This window comes from Bradyrhizobium sp. SZCCHNRI3052, from assembly GCF_032484895.1.
GTDB lineage: Bacteria > Pseudomonadota > Alphaproteobacteria > Rhizobiales > Xanthobacteraceae > Bradyrhizobium.
In genome coordinates, this window is the sequence record NZ_JAUETW010000011.1 from 65,870 (window position 1) to 80,648 (window position 14,779).

The window sequence follows — 14,779 nt, forward strand, 5'->3', positions numbered from 1 at the left end:
GGGCATGACGACGTGGAAGCAGCACGCGAACTCTCTCGCGCTCTGCCGTTGCTACAGCGAGCTACTTCCGCTCCATCGTCGGCGCGATCTTCTCGGCCGGGGCCGGCGGCAGCGCCGGCTTGGCGCCTTCCTTTTGAGCTTCCACGTCAGGGCGCGCGGGCTCTGGCGCCGGCGTCGTCGGGCGCGTGCCGCCGGGCTTGGACTCGGCCGGGGTCGCTGACGGTTCAGGCGAGGCCGAGGGCGTCGCCTGCGCAACCTGGTCGAGGTGATTGGCCTTGATCTCGGTCAGCGAGACCACGGCCACGAGCACGCCGAGGACGAACAGGCCCGCCGCCAGCAGCATGTCCCGGCGCAACGTCTGTTTACTGTTGATCGAGGCCATGGCTTGTCATCCGCATCCTATGTGTGCGGAACAACGGTCACGCGCCTGCGAGGTTCCATCGGGGTCTACGCCCCAGTGCCTCATCAGAGCCGCAGCAGCCCGGCCTCGCCGCTTTCATCGGAGAAAGCGAGCCACGTTCCCGCGGCATTCCAGCCCAGCGCCACGATCGGCGGCGTCTCGTTCCGCCGCACCAGGATCTCGGCGCCGTCCTGCATCCGCACCATCAGCACGGTGCCGTCCTCGTAGCCGCAGGCCAGGATGTCCTGCTTGGGATGGCAGGCGACCGCGGTGACCTTGGCCTTCATCGGCGCCAGCATCGCCGGCTCCTTGCCCATCGGGCCGTCCTTGCCGACGAACGGCCAGAGGATGACCATGTCGGCACCCGAGGTCGCCAGGAAACGGCCGCCGCTGCCCCAGGACATCGACTTCACCCGCGAGGGGTAGCCGGTCATCCGCATGTGCCTGCTATCAGCGAGCCGCCAGCCATGCAGCGCCGGCTCGTGCATCGCGGTGACCAGGAACTTGTTGTCCGGGCTGAAGGTGACGGCGTGATGCGAGCCGGCCCAGCCTAAAAATTCCGGCTCGCCCGCCATGTTGGGAAACCACAAGGTGGCGCCGTTGTAGTGCGCGATCGCGAGCCGCAGGCCCTTCGGCGCGAACGCAAGTCCGCCCGCAGTCGACGGCACCTCGAGCGACTTCTCCTCGCCCTTGGGCTGACGCACGAACGCGGTCTTGCCCACCGACCAGGCGATCGCACCATCCGGATGAAGGGCGACGTTGTCGATCCAGCGCCGCTTCGGATCGGTCACGAGCACGCTGACGCTGCCCGCCTTGTCGAGCGACGAGACCTTGCCGTCATCGCCGCCGATCAGGATGCGCGATCCGTCCGACACCGCCGACAGGATGCCGCCGCCGGTGACATCCACCTTGCTGATCTCGCCGTCGCCGTCGACGACAGCGACACTCTCCTCGGTGCCGACGAAGGCGGCGCGATCGCCGAGATAGTGCACGGCCGTGACGGCCATGCCGAGCGAGACCGGCTTCACCTTGTCGGTGACGGAGACGATCGATGCGGCCTCGCCGCCCTGGTCGAACGACGTCATCAGGTCACGATGCAGCGTTCGAAGCCTTCGCGGATGGCGTCTTCCGGCAGCTCGCGGCCGATGAAGACGACGCGGCTCTGGCGCGCCTCGTCGGGCTTCCACTTCCGCTGATGATCGCCTTCGAGCATCATGTGCACGCCCTGGAAGACGTAGCGGTCGTCATCGTCCTGAAACGACAGGATGCCCTTGGAGCGCAGGATCTTGCCGCCCTCGGTCTGCACCAGGTTCTGCAGCCACGGCATGAATTTCGACGGATCGAGCGGCTTGTCGGAGCGCAGCGACAGCGACTGCATCTCCTCGTCGTGATAGTGCTTCAGGCCGTGATCGTGATGATGATGGTGATCATGGCCGTGGTCGTGATCATGGTGGTGATGATCGTGATCGTCGCCCGCTTCGAGGAATTGCGGCTCGATCTCCAGAATGCGGTCGAGATCGAACGCGCCGCGCTCCAGCACATCCGAGATCGCGATCTGGCAGCGCTCGGTGCGATGCAGCTTTGCGTAGGGGTTGATGGCGCGGATGCGCGCCTCGACCTCGGCGAGCTCCGGCTTGGTGACGAGGTCTGTCTTGTTGAGCACGATGACGTCGGCAAACGCGATCTGGTTCTTCGCCTCGGGCGCATCCTTGAGCCGGTCCGAGAGCCACTTCGCGTCGGCCACCGTCACGACCGCGTCGAGCCGCGCGTTCTTCTGCACGTCCTCGTCGACGAAGAAGGTCTGCGCCACCGGCGCCGGATCGGCGAGCCCCGTGGTCTCGACGATGATCGCGTCGAACTTGCCCTTGCGGCGCATCAGGCCGGAGATGATGCGCACGAGATCGCCGCGCACGGTGCAGCAGATGCAGCCATTGTTCATCTCGAACACTTCCTCATCGGCGCCGACGATGAGGTCGTTGTCGATGCCGATCTCGCCGAATTCGTTGACGATGACGGCGTACTTCTTGCCGTGGTCTTCCGAGAGGATGCGGTTCAGAAGCGTGGTCTTGCCGGCCCCGAGATAGCCGGTCAGGACCGTCACTGGTGTCTTGCTCGCGTCGGACATGCTCACTCCGAAAACCTCAGATCGCGTCGAAAATGGCTCAAAAGCGCACTACCGCGAGGGCTCGAGAACCCTAACGGACCAGCGCGCTCGTCAGAGCCCTTATATTGTGCCGGACCATGGCAATGTAAGTGGGAACGGGCCCCTTTTCCTCGCTCAGGGCATCGGAATACAGCGTGCCGCCGATCTTCGCGCCGGTCTCGGCGGCGATCCGGCCGACCAGCCGGTCGTCGTTGAAATTCTCCAGGAAGACGGCCGGAATCCCCGCTTTTTTCACTTGGCGGATGATCTCGGCGACGTCGCGGGCCGACGGCTCGGTCTCGGTGGAGACGCCGAGCGGGGCGATGAAGGCGACGCCATAGGCATCGGCGAAATAACCGAAGGCGTCATGGGTCGAGATCACCTTGCGCCGCTCGACCGGGATCTTGTCGATCTCGGCGCGGACCTCGCGGTCGAGTGCATCGAGCTCGCCGAGATAGCGCTCCGCATTGGCCTTGAAGACCTCCGCGTCTGCGGGGGCGGCCGCGACCAGCGCATCGCGGATGTTCTTCACATAGACCTTGGCATTGCCGACCGACTGCCAGGCATGCGGATCGGCATCCGAGCCGCGCTTGCGTGGGGTAATGCCCTGAGTGGCGACGACGATCGGCGCCTTGCTGCCGGAGGCCTGCTGCAGCCGCGGCAGCCAGCCCTCCAGCCCGAGGCCGTTGACGATCAGGAGCTGCGCGGCGCCGACATCCTTCGCATCGTGCGGCGTCGGCGTGTAGACGTGCACGTCGCTGTCCGGCCCGACCAGCGAGGCGACATTGACCTTGTCGCCGCCGACCTGGCGGACGAAGTCAGCGAGGATCGAGAAGCTGGTGACGACGTTCAGCCGGGTCTCGGCCGATGCGGGGACAATCAGAACAAGGCCAAACAACAGGCTCAGCGCGGACAACAGGCGTTTCATGGGCATCGACTTCAGGCTTCGAGGTGGCGTCCCGGAAACAGTTGCGGAAGCACGCCGCCCACGCGTCCGAACAGCACCGAGGCGAGATAGAGCAAGGACGCGACCAGGATGATCGCAGGCCCCGAGGGAATGCGGGTCTGGAACGACAGCACCAGCCCGACATAGCCGGAGACGATCGCAGAGGCGACCGCGATGCAGATCATCGGCGTGACGTCGCGCGACCAGAACCGGGCGATCCCCGCCGGCAGGATCATCAGGCCGACCGCAAGCAAGGTGCCGAGGGCCTGGAATCCGTTGACCAGATTGACGACGATCAGGGCGAGGAAGATCAGATGCGCCGGCGCACCGGCCCGGCTCACCGTGCGCAGGAACAAGGGATCGACGCTCTCCACCACCAGCGGGCGGTAGATCACGGCGAGCACCACGAGCGTGATGGTGGCGTTGGTCGCGACCATCAGCAAAGTCGGATCGTCCATCGCCAGGATGTTGCCGAACAGCACGTGCAGCAGGTCGACGTTGGTGCCCTTGACCGAGACGATGGTGACGCCGATCGCGAGTGACGCCAGATAGAAGGTCGCGAGCGACGCGTCCTCCTTCAGCCCGGTCGAGCGCGACACGAGACCCGATAGCAGCGCCACGGCAAAGCCCGCGATCAGTCCGCCCGTGGTCATCGCAAACAGATTGAGCCCGGACAGCAGGAAGCCGATCGCAGCCCCCGGCAGGATCGCGTGGGCCATGGCGTCGCCGACCAGGCTCATGCGCCTGAGCATCAGGAAGACGCCGATCGGTCCGGAGCCGAGCGACAGCGCGATGACCGCGGCGAGCGCGCGGCGCATGAACTCGAAATCCGAGAATGGAGCGAACAGCACCTCGCGCAGCATCATGCCGCCTTGGAGGCTTGCGCCGGCACGCAGGGCGCGGCGGCATCGTCGAACGCCTCGCACATCCGACGCGCCTGCGACAGATTGTCGGCGGTCAGCACCTCCGCCGTCGGTCCCCAGGCCACGGCCTCGCGCGCCAGCAGCAGGGTCTGCGGGAAATGCGCGCGCACCATGTCCATGTCGTGCAGCGCCGCCAGCACGGTGCGCCGCTCGCCATGCCAGTGCTCGATCAGTTGCAGAAGGTCGGCCGAGGTCTTCGTGTCCATCGCATTGAACGGCTCGTCGAGCACGATCACGCGGGCATCCTGCAGCAGCACGCGCGCGAACAGCATGCGCTGCATCTGGCCGCCCGAGAGCGTGCCAATGCCGCGACCCTCGAAGCCGGTGAGGCCGACGGCCGCGATCGCCTGCGCGATCTTCGCGCGCGCGGCCGCGCCGATGCCGCCGAACATGCCGGTGCTGCGCCACAGTCCGGTGCTGACGAAATCGAACACCGAGATCGGGAAGGAGCGGTCGATATCGGCGATCTGCGGCAGATAGGCGATTTCGCGCGGCTTCAGGCCGGCCGCGGCGATGGTGCCGGCGAGCGGCTTCAACAGGCCGACGATGCCGCGAAACAGCGTCGACTTGCCGGCGCCGTTGGGGCCGACCACGGCGAGCAGCGCCCCTGTCGCGACCTCACCGGTAAGGTGATGCACGGCGGGGTGGCGGTCGTAGCCCAGGGTCACGTCGCGGAATTGCAGCTGGACCATGGCCGTCATCATCGCATCGCCAGCCAGACGATCAGCCAGAGCACCGCGCTCGCCGCCAGCGCCGCGCCGAGCCGCGTCGTCACCGGCATGCGCAGGATCGACCACGGCGCCGGCTGCGCCGGATGCGGCGCCGCGGGACCGTGGCTGTGGGCATGACCGTGACCATGGCTGTGCCCGTGCGCATGCGAATGGCCGTGGCTATCGAGGGCAGACTGCGTCATTTCGTCATGATGTTACATTATAACATCACCGCTGTCCACCGCAGGCGGAGCGTTTGTGGCATCGGAGGTCGTGGTCTCACCCCGTCATTGCGAGCGCAGCGAAGCAATCCAGGCTGCCCAAGCGGAGGGATTCTGGATTGCTTCGCTGCGCTCGCAATGACGGCGGAGACAGACCGCCTCCCGTCAACCAGCGCGTCAGCTGAAATACCGCACCAGCGCCAGGCCGGCGAACAGGCCGGCGATCGAGATCCCCACCGACCCCAGCACGTAGACCGCAGCCAGTCCCAACGCGCCCCGCTCATACAGCAGCGCGGTGTCGAGCGAGAACGCCGAGAACGTGGTGTAGCCGCCAAGAATGCCGGTCATCAGGAACAGCCGCCAATGCTGGGGCGCGCCGCCCTTGAAGGCGAGATACCCGGCGATCAGACCCATCACGGTGGAGCCGGTGATGTTGATGATGAAGGTGCCGTACGGGAAGTCCGTCCCGAATGCCTTGGCGCTGGCCATGTTGATCGCGTGCCGTAGCGAGGCGCCGCAGCCGCCGCCGAAGAAGACGAGAAGAAATCCGACCAGTTGATTCACGGGACCTTACCTGCAGACCGCATCGAGAGACGGAATGCCCTGCCCTCGTCGCGAATGGAGCAAAACTCTTGCCGCAAGGGCGCCGCTCTTGCAAGGATCGCCCTCGTCAAAAGCCTTGCCATGAAAAAGGGCGGCGAGCCGAAGCCGCCGCCCTGGTCACTTGCTTGCGTCAGCGATCAGATCGCCTTGCCGTAGAGCTCGTCGACGTAATCCCAGTTGATCAGGTTCTCGACGAACGCCTTCAGATAGTCGGGACGGCGGTTGCGATAGTCGATGTAGTAGGAGTGCTCCCAGACGTCGCAGCCGAGGATCGGGGTCGCGCCGTGCACCAGCGGGTTCTCGCCGTTCGGGGTCTTGGAGATTTCGAGCTTGCCGTTCTTGACCGAGAGCCAGCACCAGCCCGAGCCGAACTGGCCGACGCCGGCGGCCGCGAAGTCGGCCTTGAACTTCTCGAAGCCGCCGAGATCCTCGTCGATCTTCTTCTCGAGCCGGCCGGGCAGCTTGGAGCCGCCGCCGTTCGGCTTCATCCAGGACCAGAAATGGATGTGGTTGAAATGCTGGCCGGCATTGTTGAACACGGCGGGGTTCTTGCCGAACGAGCCCTTGACGATCTCCTCGAGGGACTTGCCTTCGAATTCGGTCCCCTTGATCGCATTGTTGCCGTTGGTCACATAGGCCTGGTGATGCTTGTCGTGGTGGTACTCGAGCGTCTCCTTGGACATGTAGGGGCCGAGGGCTTCATAGGCGTAGGGCAGAGGGGGGAGCGTAAAGGTCATGGGGTCGGTTCCGCAACTTGTGAGAAGACGGGATTTAACGGGACCTCCTTATAGAAGGTTCCGACGCCGTAAAACACCGTGATTCTGGAAAAAGCGAGCCGATTTGATGAGCATCGAGATCGAGGTCCTGAATGGAGACACGTCCTGGCCGCTGGCGAAGCCGCTGTATGACGCGATCTGGCCGCCCGAGGTGGTCGCGAGCCTACCCTGGGCAGGTATCACTTTTGCGCATGCCGATCTGCGCGTGCTGGTGCAAGACGAGAGCGGCGACCTGCTCTGCCACGTCGGCATCTATCGCCGCCTGGTGAAATGGAACGGGCAGAACGTCAACATCGGCGGCATCGGCGGCGTTTTGACGCGCGCGGACGTGCGCAATCGTGGCCTGGCCACCGTGGGACTCAACGCCGCGATCCAGACCCTGCGGCACGAAGACTCGATCAACTACGCCGTGCTGTTCTGCGCGCCGGATCGCATCGCCTTCTACGGCGCAAGGGGCTTCATCCCGTTCGACGGCGACGTCTACGCCGAGCAGCCCGACCAGGGCCGCATCCGCTTCGACACGCTGTCTGCGCTCGTGCACGACGTCAAGCGCACTGCGCCGACCCGCGGCACCATCGACCTCTGCGGATTGCCGTGGTGAGGCCGCTCTCCCCTGTCGTCCCGGACAAGCGCGCGGTACGCGCGCGCAGATCCGGGACGACCTACCCCCAGGCAGACGTTTGAGGCACGCTGGTCATGGCACTTTGCCCATGATGTCCGCTGCGGAGGATGGGTCCCCGCTCGAGGCCGGGACGACAGCGGATCACATGGCCCGTATTCCGAAAAAAATAATTCTCTTGCGTTTTTCAAGAAATCATGCTTGTATCCCGGCATCCCGCCTCACCGCAGAGGGGCGTAGCGCGCGATCGTCACGACACGCGAGGTGGGGATGCGATGGCCGCGTTGCTGCCGCAGCATGCTTATCGGCGTGCGGACGAACGGTAGCACGCGGACGTGAAGTCGCAGCGTCCTGACACCCCGAAGCTGGTGTCAACCTGGCGCAATGCTCACGCATGGCGCTGGGGATGGTGGCCAACAAGCCCGGCGCACCAGGGAGACTGCGTATAAGCGTGAAGACCGTCGCGCAGGGAATGCCGGTTGAATCGGCTTTGCCTGTGGTACCTGCCGCCTGCATTCTTTTCGCAGGCGGGCCATGGGTGAGGCCTTCACCCGGCATTCCCTGCGCCCTCTGCATTTCGAGAGGGACGAACTGATCGCAGACCTCGGGCGCGATGCGCCGCGAGACTGCAAAGCCATGTCCATCGCTGTTTGAACCGTGAAACCGCCTCACCCGCCGTCGTCGTCCCGGACAAGCCGTGACGCGCGCCAGCGCGGCATGGCGCCGATCCAGGACCCATACGCGGCGGCGACGCGAGATGCGAAAAGCCAATCGCCGGCGCGTTTCGAACCGCTCCCTGGGGGTATGGATCCCGGTTCAAGGGCCGGGACGACAGCCGAGTTCGTTGCCGCAATCAAAACCATTTCCCGGCACATGCATGAGACAACCGAACAAGGAATTGAGACGGCTCGGCAGCCATGCACCTGATCGTGATGATCCCGCTTTGGACAACCGCTCCTCTGCGATTGCAACTGCGCCGTTTGCTGTTATGGAAACGCGGCTTCAACGGGGGGTAAGATGATTTGGAAATTGCGTTTGGCTGGTCTTGCGCTGGCGACCGTCGTGATGGCACAGCCCGCTTTGGCCGCCGATGATCCGACCGGCACCTGGCTGACCCAGGCGGGCGACGCCAGGATCAAGGTCGCCAAATGCGGCGCCAATCTCTGCGGCACCGTCGTGTGGCTGAAGGAGCCGATGGACACCGACACCGGCAAGCCGGCCGTCGACAACAAGAATCCCAATCGCGCGCTGGCCAACCGCCCGATCATCGGCCTGCAATTGTTCGAAGGCGTTCACTCGGAGGGGCCGAATAAATGGTCCGGCAAGATCTACAACGCCGATGACGGCCAGAGCTACACCAGCCACATCTCCGTCTCCGGCCCGGATACGCTGAAGGTGGAAGGCTGCGTCGGATCGCTGTGCGGCGGCGAGACCTGGACCCGCGCGCGCTGATCACTCTCAGGCGACCGCGGCCTTCAACGCGGTCGCAGCCGATGCGTAGCCGCCTCGCGCGCCGTCGATGAAGTGGACGTGATCCGGCCGGATCGCGGACGGCGTGAAGCAGGTCATCATCGCGGCATCTTGCCGATGCAGCCCGTAGCGGACGATGCCGCGCGAAGCCGCCGCGCCGAGCCGGCGCTCCAGCTCCTGCGCGAGCTCGTCGGTGCAGTCGAGGATCATGCGCAGCGCATCGTCATATTTGCGGAAGTCGGAATTCTCGACCACCTGCTGCTTGTAGAGATCCGGCACGAAGCCGCCGATGCTGATGTTGAACCGCATCACGGCATAGACGAACAGCGTACGTCCGAGCACGCGGGCCCAGCGCGACAACAGCGGTCCGCGCGCGGCGCGGACCTCGTAGCCAAATCCCTGCGGCGGCCATCGCAACGCCGGCGCGCCGGCCGGCACCGGCCGCCCGGCATCGGGGCTGCGCTCGGTGAGGGTGATGATCTCCTCGATCACCTTGCGATAGGCCTGCGCATCCGCGCCGGGAGCCGGCAGCACCAGCACCGACAGGATGACCCCGCGCGCCGCCGGAATCTCCTCGAAGCGGCACGAGAGTCCGGACAGATCGGGCTGCGCACCCGACGGCGCCGGGGGAATCGCGAACTCGCCCCGCTTCATCGCGGCCTCGGCCCAGCCCACTCCGCCGCCCGCGAACATCGCATAGGACAGATTGGCCGACGGACCGTAGCGCGCCACGCGGACATCGAGCCCCTGCGCGCGGATCGCCGTCACGGGCACCAGCGCGACGCGCATCGCGAGAGCGAGATCCTCCCTGACCCAGGTCGCGGTGGCGGCAAGGGCTTCGCGCGCGGCCGCTTCGTCATCCGGGCTGACGGCGAAGCTGGCGCCGTCACCGCCGAACACGAACGGGAATTCGCGCCCCTCCAAGGCATTGGTGACCGCGGCGATGACCGCCGCCCCGGCCATGTTGACCGCCTTGTAGCGCCTGTCGGCGATCGCCTTGGTCGACTCGACGATGTCGGCCGTGCCGATCAGCCAGTCGTCCGGCACCGGCTGGTAGAGCTGCGGCTCCATCAGGCGCGCGAAGCCGCGAAACACCGGGATCGAGGCATAGTAGTCCGCAGCACTGGTCTTCGACATCGAGAGGCATCCATCCGGGGTGCGCGTCCAATGAGGAGCTACGTTCCTTCCTGTCAAGCGGGTTCAGGCAGCGATATTCGGCAACGGACGTGTCGCCAGGCTTGCGCCGCGTTATCGTTCTATCGGGCTCGACGTGCTAGCCTTTCACCATCATGGCCGACTCCTCCCCCGTTCCACAACTCGCCGCCCGCGCGCTCCAGATCGCGGACCGCATCAATACCGCCGGCTTCGAAGGCCAGGTGCTGTCGGCGACGCCGCTTGCGGTCCGCATCGGCGAGACGGGAGTTGCCGTGGTCTTCCGCTACGGCGTCGTCGTCTTCATCGGCCTGTCGGTGGCCGAGGAGATCAACTTCCTCGACCGGCTGAGCGCGCGGCTGTTCGGCCCGATCGCGCCCCACGAGGAAGAGACGGCCAAGGTCCAGGTCGCGCGCGAATCCGACGAGCCGATCCCGGTCGGCGGCCCGGTCCTGGTCAAGGAATTGTCGCTGGAGCGACTGCTCATCGTCGCCGATGCGCTGGCGAAGAGCGTCGTGCTCGGCCGCAGCGAGCGCGAGATCGCCAACGTGTTCGACACCATCGAGCCGTTCGCGCGCGAGCTGGCGATGCTGGGACGAACATCGAAGAGCCGGGTGGCGATGCTCAAGCTGCTCGGCGAGGCGCTGCTGGTGCAGCACCGCGTCTCCGGCCGCGTGGCCGTCGGCGAAAAGCCGGACGTGTTGTGGGACCGGCCAGATCTGGAGCGGCTCTATGCGCGGCTCGAGGACGAGTATGAGCTGAAAGAGCGCGAGGACACCCTCAACCGCAAGCTCGCGGTGATCGCCGAGACGGCGACCACGCTCGCCGACATCATCGACACCAAGCGCTCGCTGCGGCTCGAGGTCATCGTCGTCATCCTGATCGCCTGCGAGATCGTGCTCGGCTTCTATGAGATCTTCGCCCGCGGCGGGCACTGACGATGGAGCTGCCGCACGCCTGACGACTGACGGCGCTGCATTCAGCGATGGTTCAGGCGCGACATGGAACTTTCGCATGGGCGCGATGAGCGATGCAGGGGATATCGAACCATGACGTGGGTGGGGAGCTTGCCACGGCCGCCGGCGGCCGGCAGCCACGAGGTGTGGCGAGCGCCCCGCCGCCGGTGCGGCGATGCTGGTCCGGCAATGCCGTCACACCAGCGCCCTGACGTTCCAGGTCGCATGACGGACCCCGGCGAGCTTCGCCAGCTCGGACACGACGCGGTCGAGATCGACCGTATCGACCGCGAGCGGCACCAGCGTCGCGACGATCTCGACGATGTCCTCGGAGCGATAGACGACCTCGGTCTCCCGCACCGGGTATTTGGCCGCCTCCAGCCGCTCGTCGAGCGCCTCGCGCAGCTCGGCGGCGCGCAGCCCGTCGGTGGTCAGGACGATCTCGTAGTGCGCCTCCGACGTCTGCGCATTGAGCGGGATGCGATCGATCGCGTTGACCAGCGGCCGCAGCAGCGTGTTGCCGGCCAGCACGAACACGGTCAGCGCCACCGATTGCGCGATCAGGTCGGCGCCGGCGCAGGCGCCGACCGCGGCGGACGCCCACAGCGTCGCCGCGGTGTTGAGCCCGCGGACGTTCATGCCCTCCTTCATGATCGTGCCGGCGCCGAGGAAGCCGATGCCCGACACCACATAGGCGATGATCCGCACCGCGCCGTCGGCGCCGGTCAGGCGGTTGCCGAGATCGACGAAGGCGGCCGCGCCGACGGCGACCAGCACGTTGGTGCGCAGGCCGGCGCTGCGCTGCCGGTATTGCCGCTCGGCGCCGATCAGCGTGGCCAGCACGAAAGCTGCGAACAGGCTGACGAGCGTATCGAGGAAATCATAGACTTGGAAAGTGTGGAGGAATCGCATGGGCTTGCTGACTGTCTGCAGTATTAAGCTCCGTGGCCTGCCTGGCAGCAGCGACACGCGTGGCATCCGGCGGCGGAACCGCCGCGAGAGGCTGCTTTCTTAGGACGTCCTTGATCGAAATCAAATCCCAGTCCCTCCCGCATACTTTAGGCTGATATCATCAACAGGCAGATGACGTCCGGCAAACACATGACGCCATTCTCCGACGTCCGCAGGGATCACAGCCCGGCCGTCCGGCTGGGACATGATGCGGTGAGTGCGGTGAAGCTGTCCCAGGAGCTCACCGCCGAGATCGACGCCTGGGCGGAGGCTCACCAGATGACACGCTCCGACGCCATCGGCCAGTTGCTCACGATCGGCCTGCATGCATCGCGGCCGGCAGCAGCCGGGCAGCCCTCGTCGCGGGATCCCGTCGCCATCGAGCAGAATGCGATCCGGCTGATCGATCGGATGCTCGATCCGAGTCTGTCGGCCGAGGAGCGCCAGCGGCGGATCCGCCGCCTGATCGAAGGTCCTGCGGAATTCGCCAATGAACGGATCGACCTGCCGCGGCATCCGGGCTGACGCGAACGGTTCAGGCGGCCGAGCGCGCCACCACGGCCTCATAGATGTCGTCCTCCTGCGCCGTGTGCATGCGCACCAGCGTCTCGATCGCCTCGATCACCCGTTGCGCATCGCGGATCAGATAGCGGTCCACATGCTCGGACGGCAAATCCTCGACCAGCCGGCCAAGCAGGCGCGCCAGATGCAGGATCTCGCGATGCGCCCGGCTCATCGCCGACAGGCCATGGCTCTCCTGCAGGAGCCGCGCGAGCTTCGGATAGACCGATCCTTCGTCGTCGCGCTCATGCGCCACGACCTTGTCCTGCACCAAGCCGTTTGCCTCCATGATCAGCGCCACGGCGCCGTCCGGCGAGGCCTCGTCGAGCGCATCGACGATCGAGCGCAGGCGGTCGAGGCCGCGCAGCAGCGCCTGGTGATCATGCCTGAGCCCTCGGCCGTCTTCGGCCGTGATCCGGCCGGCCTTGCTGCGTCCAGCCGGGAACAGAGCGCGGAGCGCGTTCAGGATGACGGCAACGTCGATGGCCTCCTGGGCCAGGGCGGCGGGCACCGGCTGCAGCAGGCCGAAGGCGGCGGCCCCCATCGCGACAAACGACAGGCCCATGCCGGCGAAGATGCTCTCCAGGGCGATGCGCCGGGCGCGCTGCGCGATCACGATCGCCTCGCCCACCCGATCGAGCCGATCGGCCAGAATGACCACGTCGGCGGCTTCCGACGAGGCGCTGGCGCCGCGGGCGCCGAGCGCGATGCCGACGTCGGCGCAGGCCAGCGCCGGGGCGTCGTTGATGCCGTCGCCGACCATGATGGTGGGATGCAGCCGCTGCTCGCTCCTGACCGCCTCCACCTTGTCGGAGGGGACACGGTCCGCCAGCACGGCGTCGAGGTCGAGCGCCGCGCCGATCGCCTGCGCGGCCGCGGCGCGGTCCCCGGTCACCATGACCATGCGCGCGACGCCGGCCTCGCGCAGCCAGCGGATCGCCCGCGGCGTGTCCGCGCGCAGCTCGTCGGCCAGCAGCAGCGCCCCGATCGGGCGCCCCTCGACGGCAACGAAGACGATCAGAGCCGAACGCCATGACGCGCGGCGGATCGCGCGCGAAGCCCAAGCCGGCGGCGTGCGGCTGCCGAGCACGAGGTCGCGCGAGCCGGCCATCACAGGGCGGCCATCGATCAGCCCTTCGAGGCCCGAGCCCATCGTCTCCCTGACGTGTTCGGGCACCTTCAGCTTCAGCCCGCGGGCCTGGCCGGCCTGAACGATCGCGTGCGCCACCACGTGGTGCGAGGCCTGCTCGAGCGATGCGCAGAGCAGCAGCACCGCATCGGCGTCCTCGCCCGGTGCCGCGTCGACCGAGAGCAGCCGCGCGCCGCCGACGGTCAGCGTGCCCGTCTTGTCGAACAGCACGGTATGGGCACGCGCGAGCGCCTCGAGCTTGCCGCCGCCTTTGACCAGAATGCCGCTTCGGGCCGCCTGCGCCACGCCCGCAATGAAAGCGACGGGTGCGGCGAGAATCAGCGGGCACGGCGTTGCCGCCACCAGCACGGCAAGACTCCGGATCAGATCGCCCGAGGCCAAATAGGCGGCCCCCGCAATAGCGAGGCTTACGGGCAGGAAGATCAGCGCGTAGCGGTCGGCAAGCCGCACGAACGGCGCTTTCGCGGTCTGGGCCGTCGTCACCAGCTTGACGATGCCGGCATAGGTGCTTTCGCCCGCGGTCGCCGTGACCGCCATTTCGAACGTGTCGCCGGCGTTCACCGATCCCGACAGGATCGCCATCCCGCGCGTCTTCATCACCGGGATGGGCTCGCCCGTGAGCGCCGACTCGTCGACGACGGCGATGGTTGTTTCGACCATGCCGTCGACCGGGACGATCTCGCCGGCGCGGACCATCAGGCGATCACCGACCGCGACGCTGGCGATCGGAACGTTGTCGATCTCATCGCCACGACGGCGATGCGCCTCGCGCGGCGCGCGATCGACCAACGCGCGCAGATCGTGCTCGGCGCGGGCGACGGCAATGTCCTCCAGCACGTTGCCGCCGGAATACATCAGCGCCACGACAGCGCCGGCCAGCGGCTCGCCGAGGATGATCGCCGCGCTCATCGACACCAGCGCGATCGCGTCGACGCCGATGCGGCCGGCCAGGAAATCGCGGACGATCGAGACGATCAGCCCCAGGATGACAGGAACGGTCGAGGCCGTGAACGCGATCCCGGCAAGATCGGGGCGACCGAGCACATGCGCGAGGCCGCCCGCGGCGAGGCCCGCGATTGCGATCACGACGAGGGTCCACCGCAGAATGCGCTCGAACATGGATACCGGTTCCGGATTGCGCCGGCACTATCGCTGCTGCCGCCCGTCGGACGCTTGAGCGAAATCAACGGCGAGAGCG

16 protein-coding genes are annotated in these 14,779 nt (G+C 66.6%); 4 read left to right on the top strand and 12 right to left on the bottom strand.

The features are described 5' to 3' along the window. Window positions 1–61: 61 nt before the first annotated feature. The 9 genes from QW887_RS25790 to QW887_RS25830 all read right to left on the bottom strand — a co-directional run bounded on the left by QW887_RS25790 (window position 62) and on the right by QW887_RS25830 (window position 6,683). Window positions 62–382 carry a hypothetical protein gene (locus tag QW887_RS25790; RefSeq protein WP_315716536.1) on the bottom strand — a complete coding sequence of 107 codons (321 nt, stop codon included), beginning with the start codon at window positions 380–382 and terminating at the stop codon, window positions 62–64. 83 nt (window positions 383–465) lie between these two features. Beyond that, the gene (locus QW887_RS25795) at window positions 466–1,485 is read right to left on the bottom strand and encodes a WD40 repeat domain-containing protein (RefSeq protein WP_315716535.1); all 1,020 of its coding nucleotides are present in this window, start codon (window positions 1,483–1,485) and stop codon (window positions 466–468) included. Further along, the gene (locus tag QW887_RS25800) at window positions 1,485–2,525 is read right to left on the bottom strand and encodes a CobW family GTP-binding protein (RefSeq protein WP_409997649.1); all 1,041 of its coding nucleotides are present in this window, start codon (window positions 2,523–2,525) and stop codon (window positions 1,485–1,487) included. Before QW887_RS25800 ends, QW887_RS25795 begins: the two co-directional genes overlap by 1 nt. Window positions 2,526–2,595: 70 nt before the next feature. Continuing rightward, entirely contained in the window at window positions 2,596–3,471 is an 876-nt protein-coding gene (locus tag QW887_RS25805; protein WP_315716533.1) for a metal ABC transporter substrate-binding protein, read from the bottom strand. 11 nt (window positions 3,472–3,482) lie between these two features. Beyond that, window positions 3,483–4,355: a metal ABC transporter permease gene (locus tag QW887_RS25810; RefSeq protein ID WP_409977973.1), complete on the bottom strand. Its 873-nt coding sequence runs from the start codon at window positions 4,353–4,355 to the stop codon at window positions 3,483–3,485. After that, on the bottom strand, window positions 4,352–5,113 hold the full coding sequence (locus QW887_RS25815; RefSeq protein WP_315716532.1) for an ABC transporter ATP-binding protein: 762 nt from the start codon (window positions 5,111–5,113) through the stop codon (window positions 4,352–4,354). The genes QW887_RS25810 and QW887_RS25815 overlap by 4 nt, the downstream gene beginning before the upstream one ends. Beyond that, the gene (locus tag QW887_RS25820; RefSeq protein ID WP_315753695.1) at window positions 5,113–5,325 is read right to left on the bottom strand and encodes a hypothetical protein; all 213 of its coding nucleotides are present in this window, start codon (window positions 5,323–5,325) and stop codon (window positions 5,113–5,115) included. The genes QW887_RS25815 and QW887_RS25820 overlap by 1 nt, the downstream gene beginning before the upstream one ends. 195 nt (window positions 5,326–5,520) lie before the next feature. Next, window positions 5,521–5,907 (bottom strand): fluoride efflux transporter CrcB, encoded by a 387-nt coding sequence (gene crcB / locus QW887_RS25825; RefSeq protein WP_315753697.1) that lies wholly within the window; start codon window positions 5,905–5,907, stop codon window positions 5,521–5,523. 176 nt (window positions 5,908–6,083) lie between these two features. Then, window positions 6,084–6,683 carry a superoxide dismutase gene (locus QW887_RS25830; protein ID WP_315753699.1) on the bottom strand — a complete coding sequence of 200 codons (600 nt, stop codon included), beginning with the start codon at window positions 6,681–6,683 and terminating at the stop codon, window positions 6,084–6,086. Window positions 6,684–6,789: 106 nt separating this feature from the next. On the opposite strand from QW887_RS25830, the gene QW887_RS25835 reads away from it, so the two are divergent. Then, window positions 6,790–7,323 carry a GNAT family N-acetyltransferase gene (locus QW887_RS25835; RefSeq protein WP_315753701.1) on the top strand — a complete coding sequence of 178 codons (534 nt, stop codon included), beginning with the start codon at window positions 6,790–6,792 and terminating at the stop codon, window positions 7,321–7,323. A 1,035-nt stretch (window positions 7,324–8,358) separates the two neighbouring features. Then, entirely contained in the window at window positions 8,359–8,793 is a 435-nt protein-coding gene (locus tag QW887_RS25840) for a DUF2147 domain-containing protein (protein WP_315716527.1), read from the top strand. 6 nt (window positions 8,794–8,799) lie between these two features. On the opposite strand, the gene QW887_RS25845 is transcribed toward QW887_RS25840, so the two are convergent. Continuing rightward, window positions 8,800–9,948: a DUF3095 domain-containing protein gene (locus QW887_RS25845; protein WP_315716526.1), complete on the bottom strand. Its 1,149-nt coding sequence runs from the start codon at window positions 9,946–9,948 to the stop codon at window positions 8,800–8,802. A gap of 152 nt (window positions 9,949–10,100) precedes the next feature. On the opposite strand from QW887_RS25845, the gene QW887_RS25850 reads away from it, so the two are divergent. Further along, on the top strand, window positions 10,101–10,901 hold the full coding sequence (locus QW887_RS25850) for an RMD1 family protein (RefSeq protein ID WP_409977997.1): 801 nt from the start codon (window positions 10,101–10,103) through the stop codon (window positions 10,899–10,901). Between the two features lie 213 nt (window positions 10,902–11,114). Here QW887_RS25850 and QW887_RS25855 read toward each other — a convergent pair whose 3' ends face one another. Further along, window positions 11,115–11,831 carry an MgtC/SapB family protein gene (locus tag QW887_RS25855; RefSeq protein ID WP_315716525.1) on the bottom strand — a complete coding sequence of 239 codons (717 nt, stop codon included), beginning with the start codon at window positions 11,829–11,831 and terminating at the stop codon, window positions 11,115–11,117. A gap of 189 nt (window positions 11,832–12,020) precedes the next feature. Here QW887_RS25855 and QW887_RS25860 point away from each other — a divergent pair, with 189 nt between their 5' ends. Further along, complete coding sequence (locus tag QW887_RS25860; RefSeq protein ID WP_316193586.1) at window positions 12,021–12,395, top strand: hypothetical protein; 375 nt, start codon at window positions 12,021–12,023, stop codon at window positions 12,393–12,395. A gap of 10 nt (window positions 12,396–12,405) precedes the next feature. On the opposite strand, the gene QW887_RS25865 is transcribed toward QW887_RS25860, so the two are convergent. Further along, a complete protein-coding gene (locus QW887_RS25865; protein WP_316195297.1) occupies window positions 12,406–14,700 on the bottom strand; it encodes a heavy metal translocating P-type ATPase in 2,295 nt (764 codons plus the stop codon). Window positions 14,701–14,779: the final 79 nt, after the last annotated feature.

Excerpts from the sequence above, each read along its gene's own strand:
- QW887_RS25845 (WP_315716526.1), bottom strand. The coding sequence starts at position 9,948 with ATGTCGAAGACCAGTGCTGCGGACTACTATGCCTCGATCCCGGTGTTT.
- QW887_RS25835 (WP_315753701.1), top strand. The coding sequence starts at position 6,790 with ATGAGCATCGAGATCGAGGTCCTGAATGGAGACACGTCCTGGCCGCTG.
- QW887_RS25820 (WP_315753695.1), bottom strand. The coding sequence starts at position 5,325 with ATGACGCAGTCTGCCCTCGATAGCCACGGCCATTCGCATGCGCACGGG.
- QW887_RS25850 (WP_409977997.1), top strand. The coding sequence starts at position 10,101 with ATGGCCGACTCCTCCCCCGTTCCACAACTCGCCGCCCGCGCGCTCCAG.
- QW887_RS25840 (WP_315716527.1), top strand. The coding sequence starts at position 8,359 with ATGATTTGGAAATTGCGTTTGGCTGGTCTTGCGCTGGCGACCGTCGTG.
- QW887_RS25830 (WP_315753699.1), bottom strand. The coding sequence starts at position 6,683 with ATGACCTTTACGCTCCCCCCTCTGCCCTACGCCTATGAAGCCCTCGGC.
- QW887_RS25800 (WP_409997649.1), bottom strand. The coding sequence starts at position 2,525 with ATGTCCGACGCGAGCAAGACACCAGTGACGGTCCTGACCGGCTATCTC.
- QW887_RS25790 (WP_315716536.1), bottom strand. The coding sequence starts at position 382 with ATGGCCTCGATCAACAGTAAACAGACGTTGCGCCGGGACATGCTGCTG.
- QW887_RS25860 (WP_316193586.1), top strand. The coding sequence starts at position 12,021 with ATGACGCCATTCTCCGACGTCCGCAGGGATCACAGCCCGGCCGTCCGG.
- QW887_RS25815 (WP_315716532.1), bottom strand. The coding sequence starts at position 5,113 with ATGACGGCCATGGTCCAGCTGCAATTCCGCGACGTGACCCTGGGCTAC.
- QW887_RS25855 (WP_315716525.1), bottom strand. The coding sequence starts at position 11,831 with ATGCGATTCCTCCACACTTTCCAAGTCTATGATTTCCTCGATACGCTC.
- QW887_RS25795 (WP_315716535.1), bottom strand. The coding sequence starts at position 1,485 with ATGACGTCGTTCGACCAGGGCGGCGAGGCCGCATCGATCGTCTCCGTC.
- QW887_RS25810 (WP_409977973.1), bottom strand. The coding sequence starts at position 4,355 with ATGATGCTGCGCGAGGTGCTGTTCGCTCCATTCTCGGATTTCGAGTTC.
- QW887_RS25805 (WP_315716533.1), bottom strand. The coding sequence starts at position 3,471 with ATGAAACGCCTGTTGTCCGCGCTGAGCCTGTTGTTTGGCCTTGTTCTG.
- QW887_RS25865 (WP_316195297.1), bottom strand. The coding sequence starts at position 14,700 with ATGTTCGAGCGCATTCTGCGGTGGACCCTCGTCGTGATCGCAATCGCG.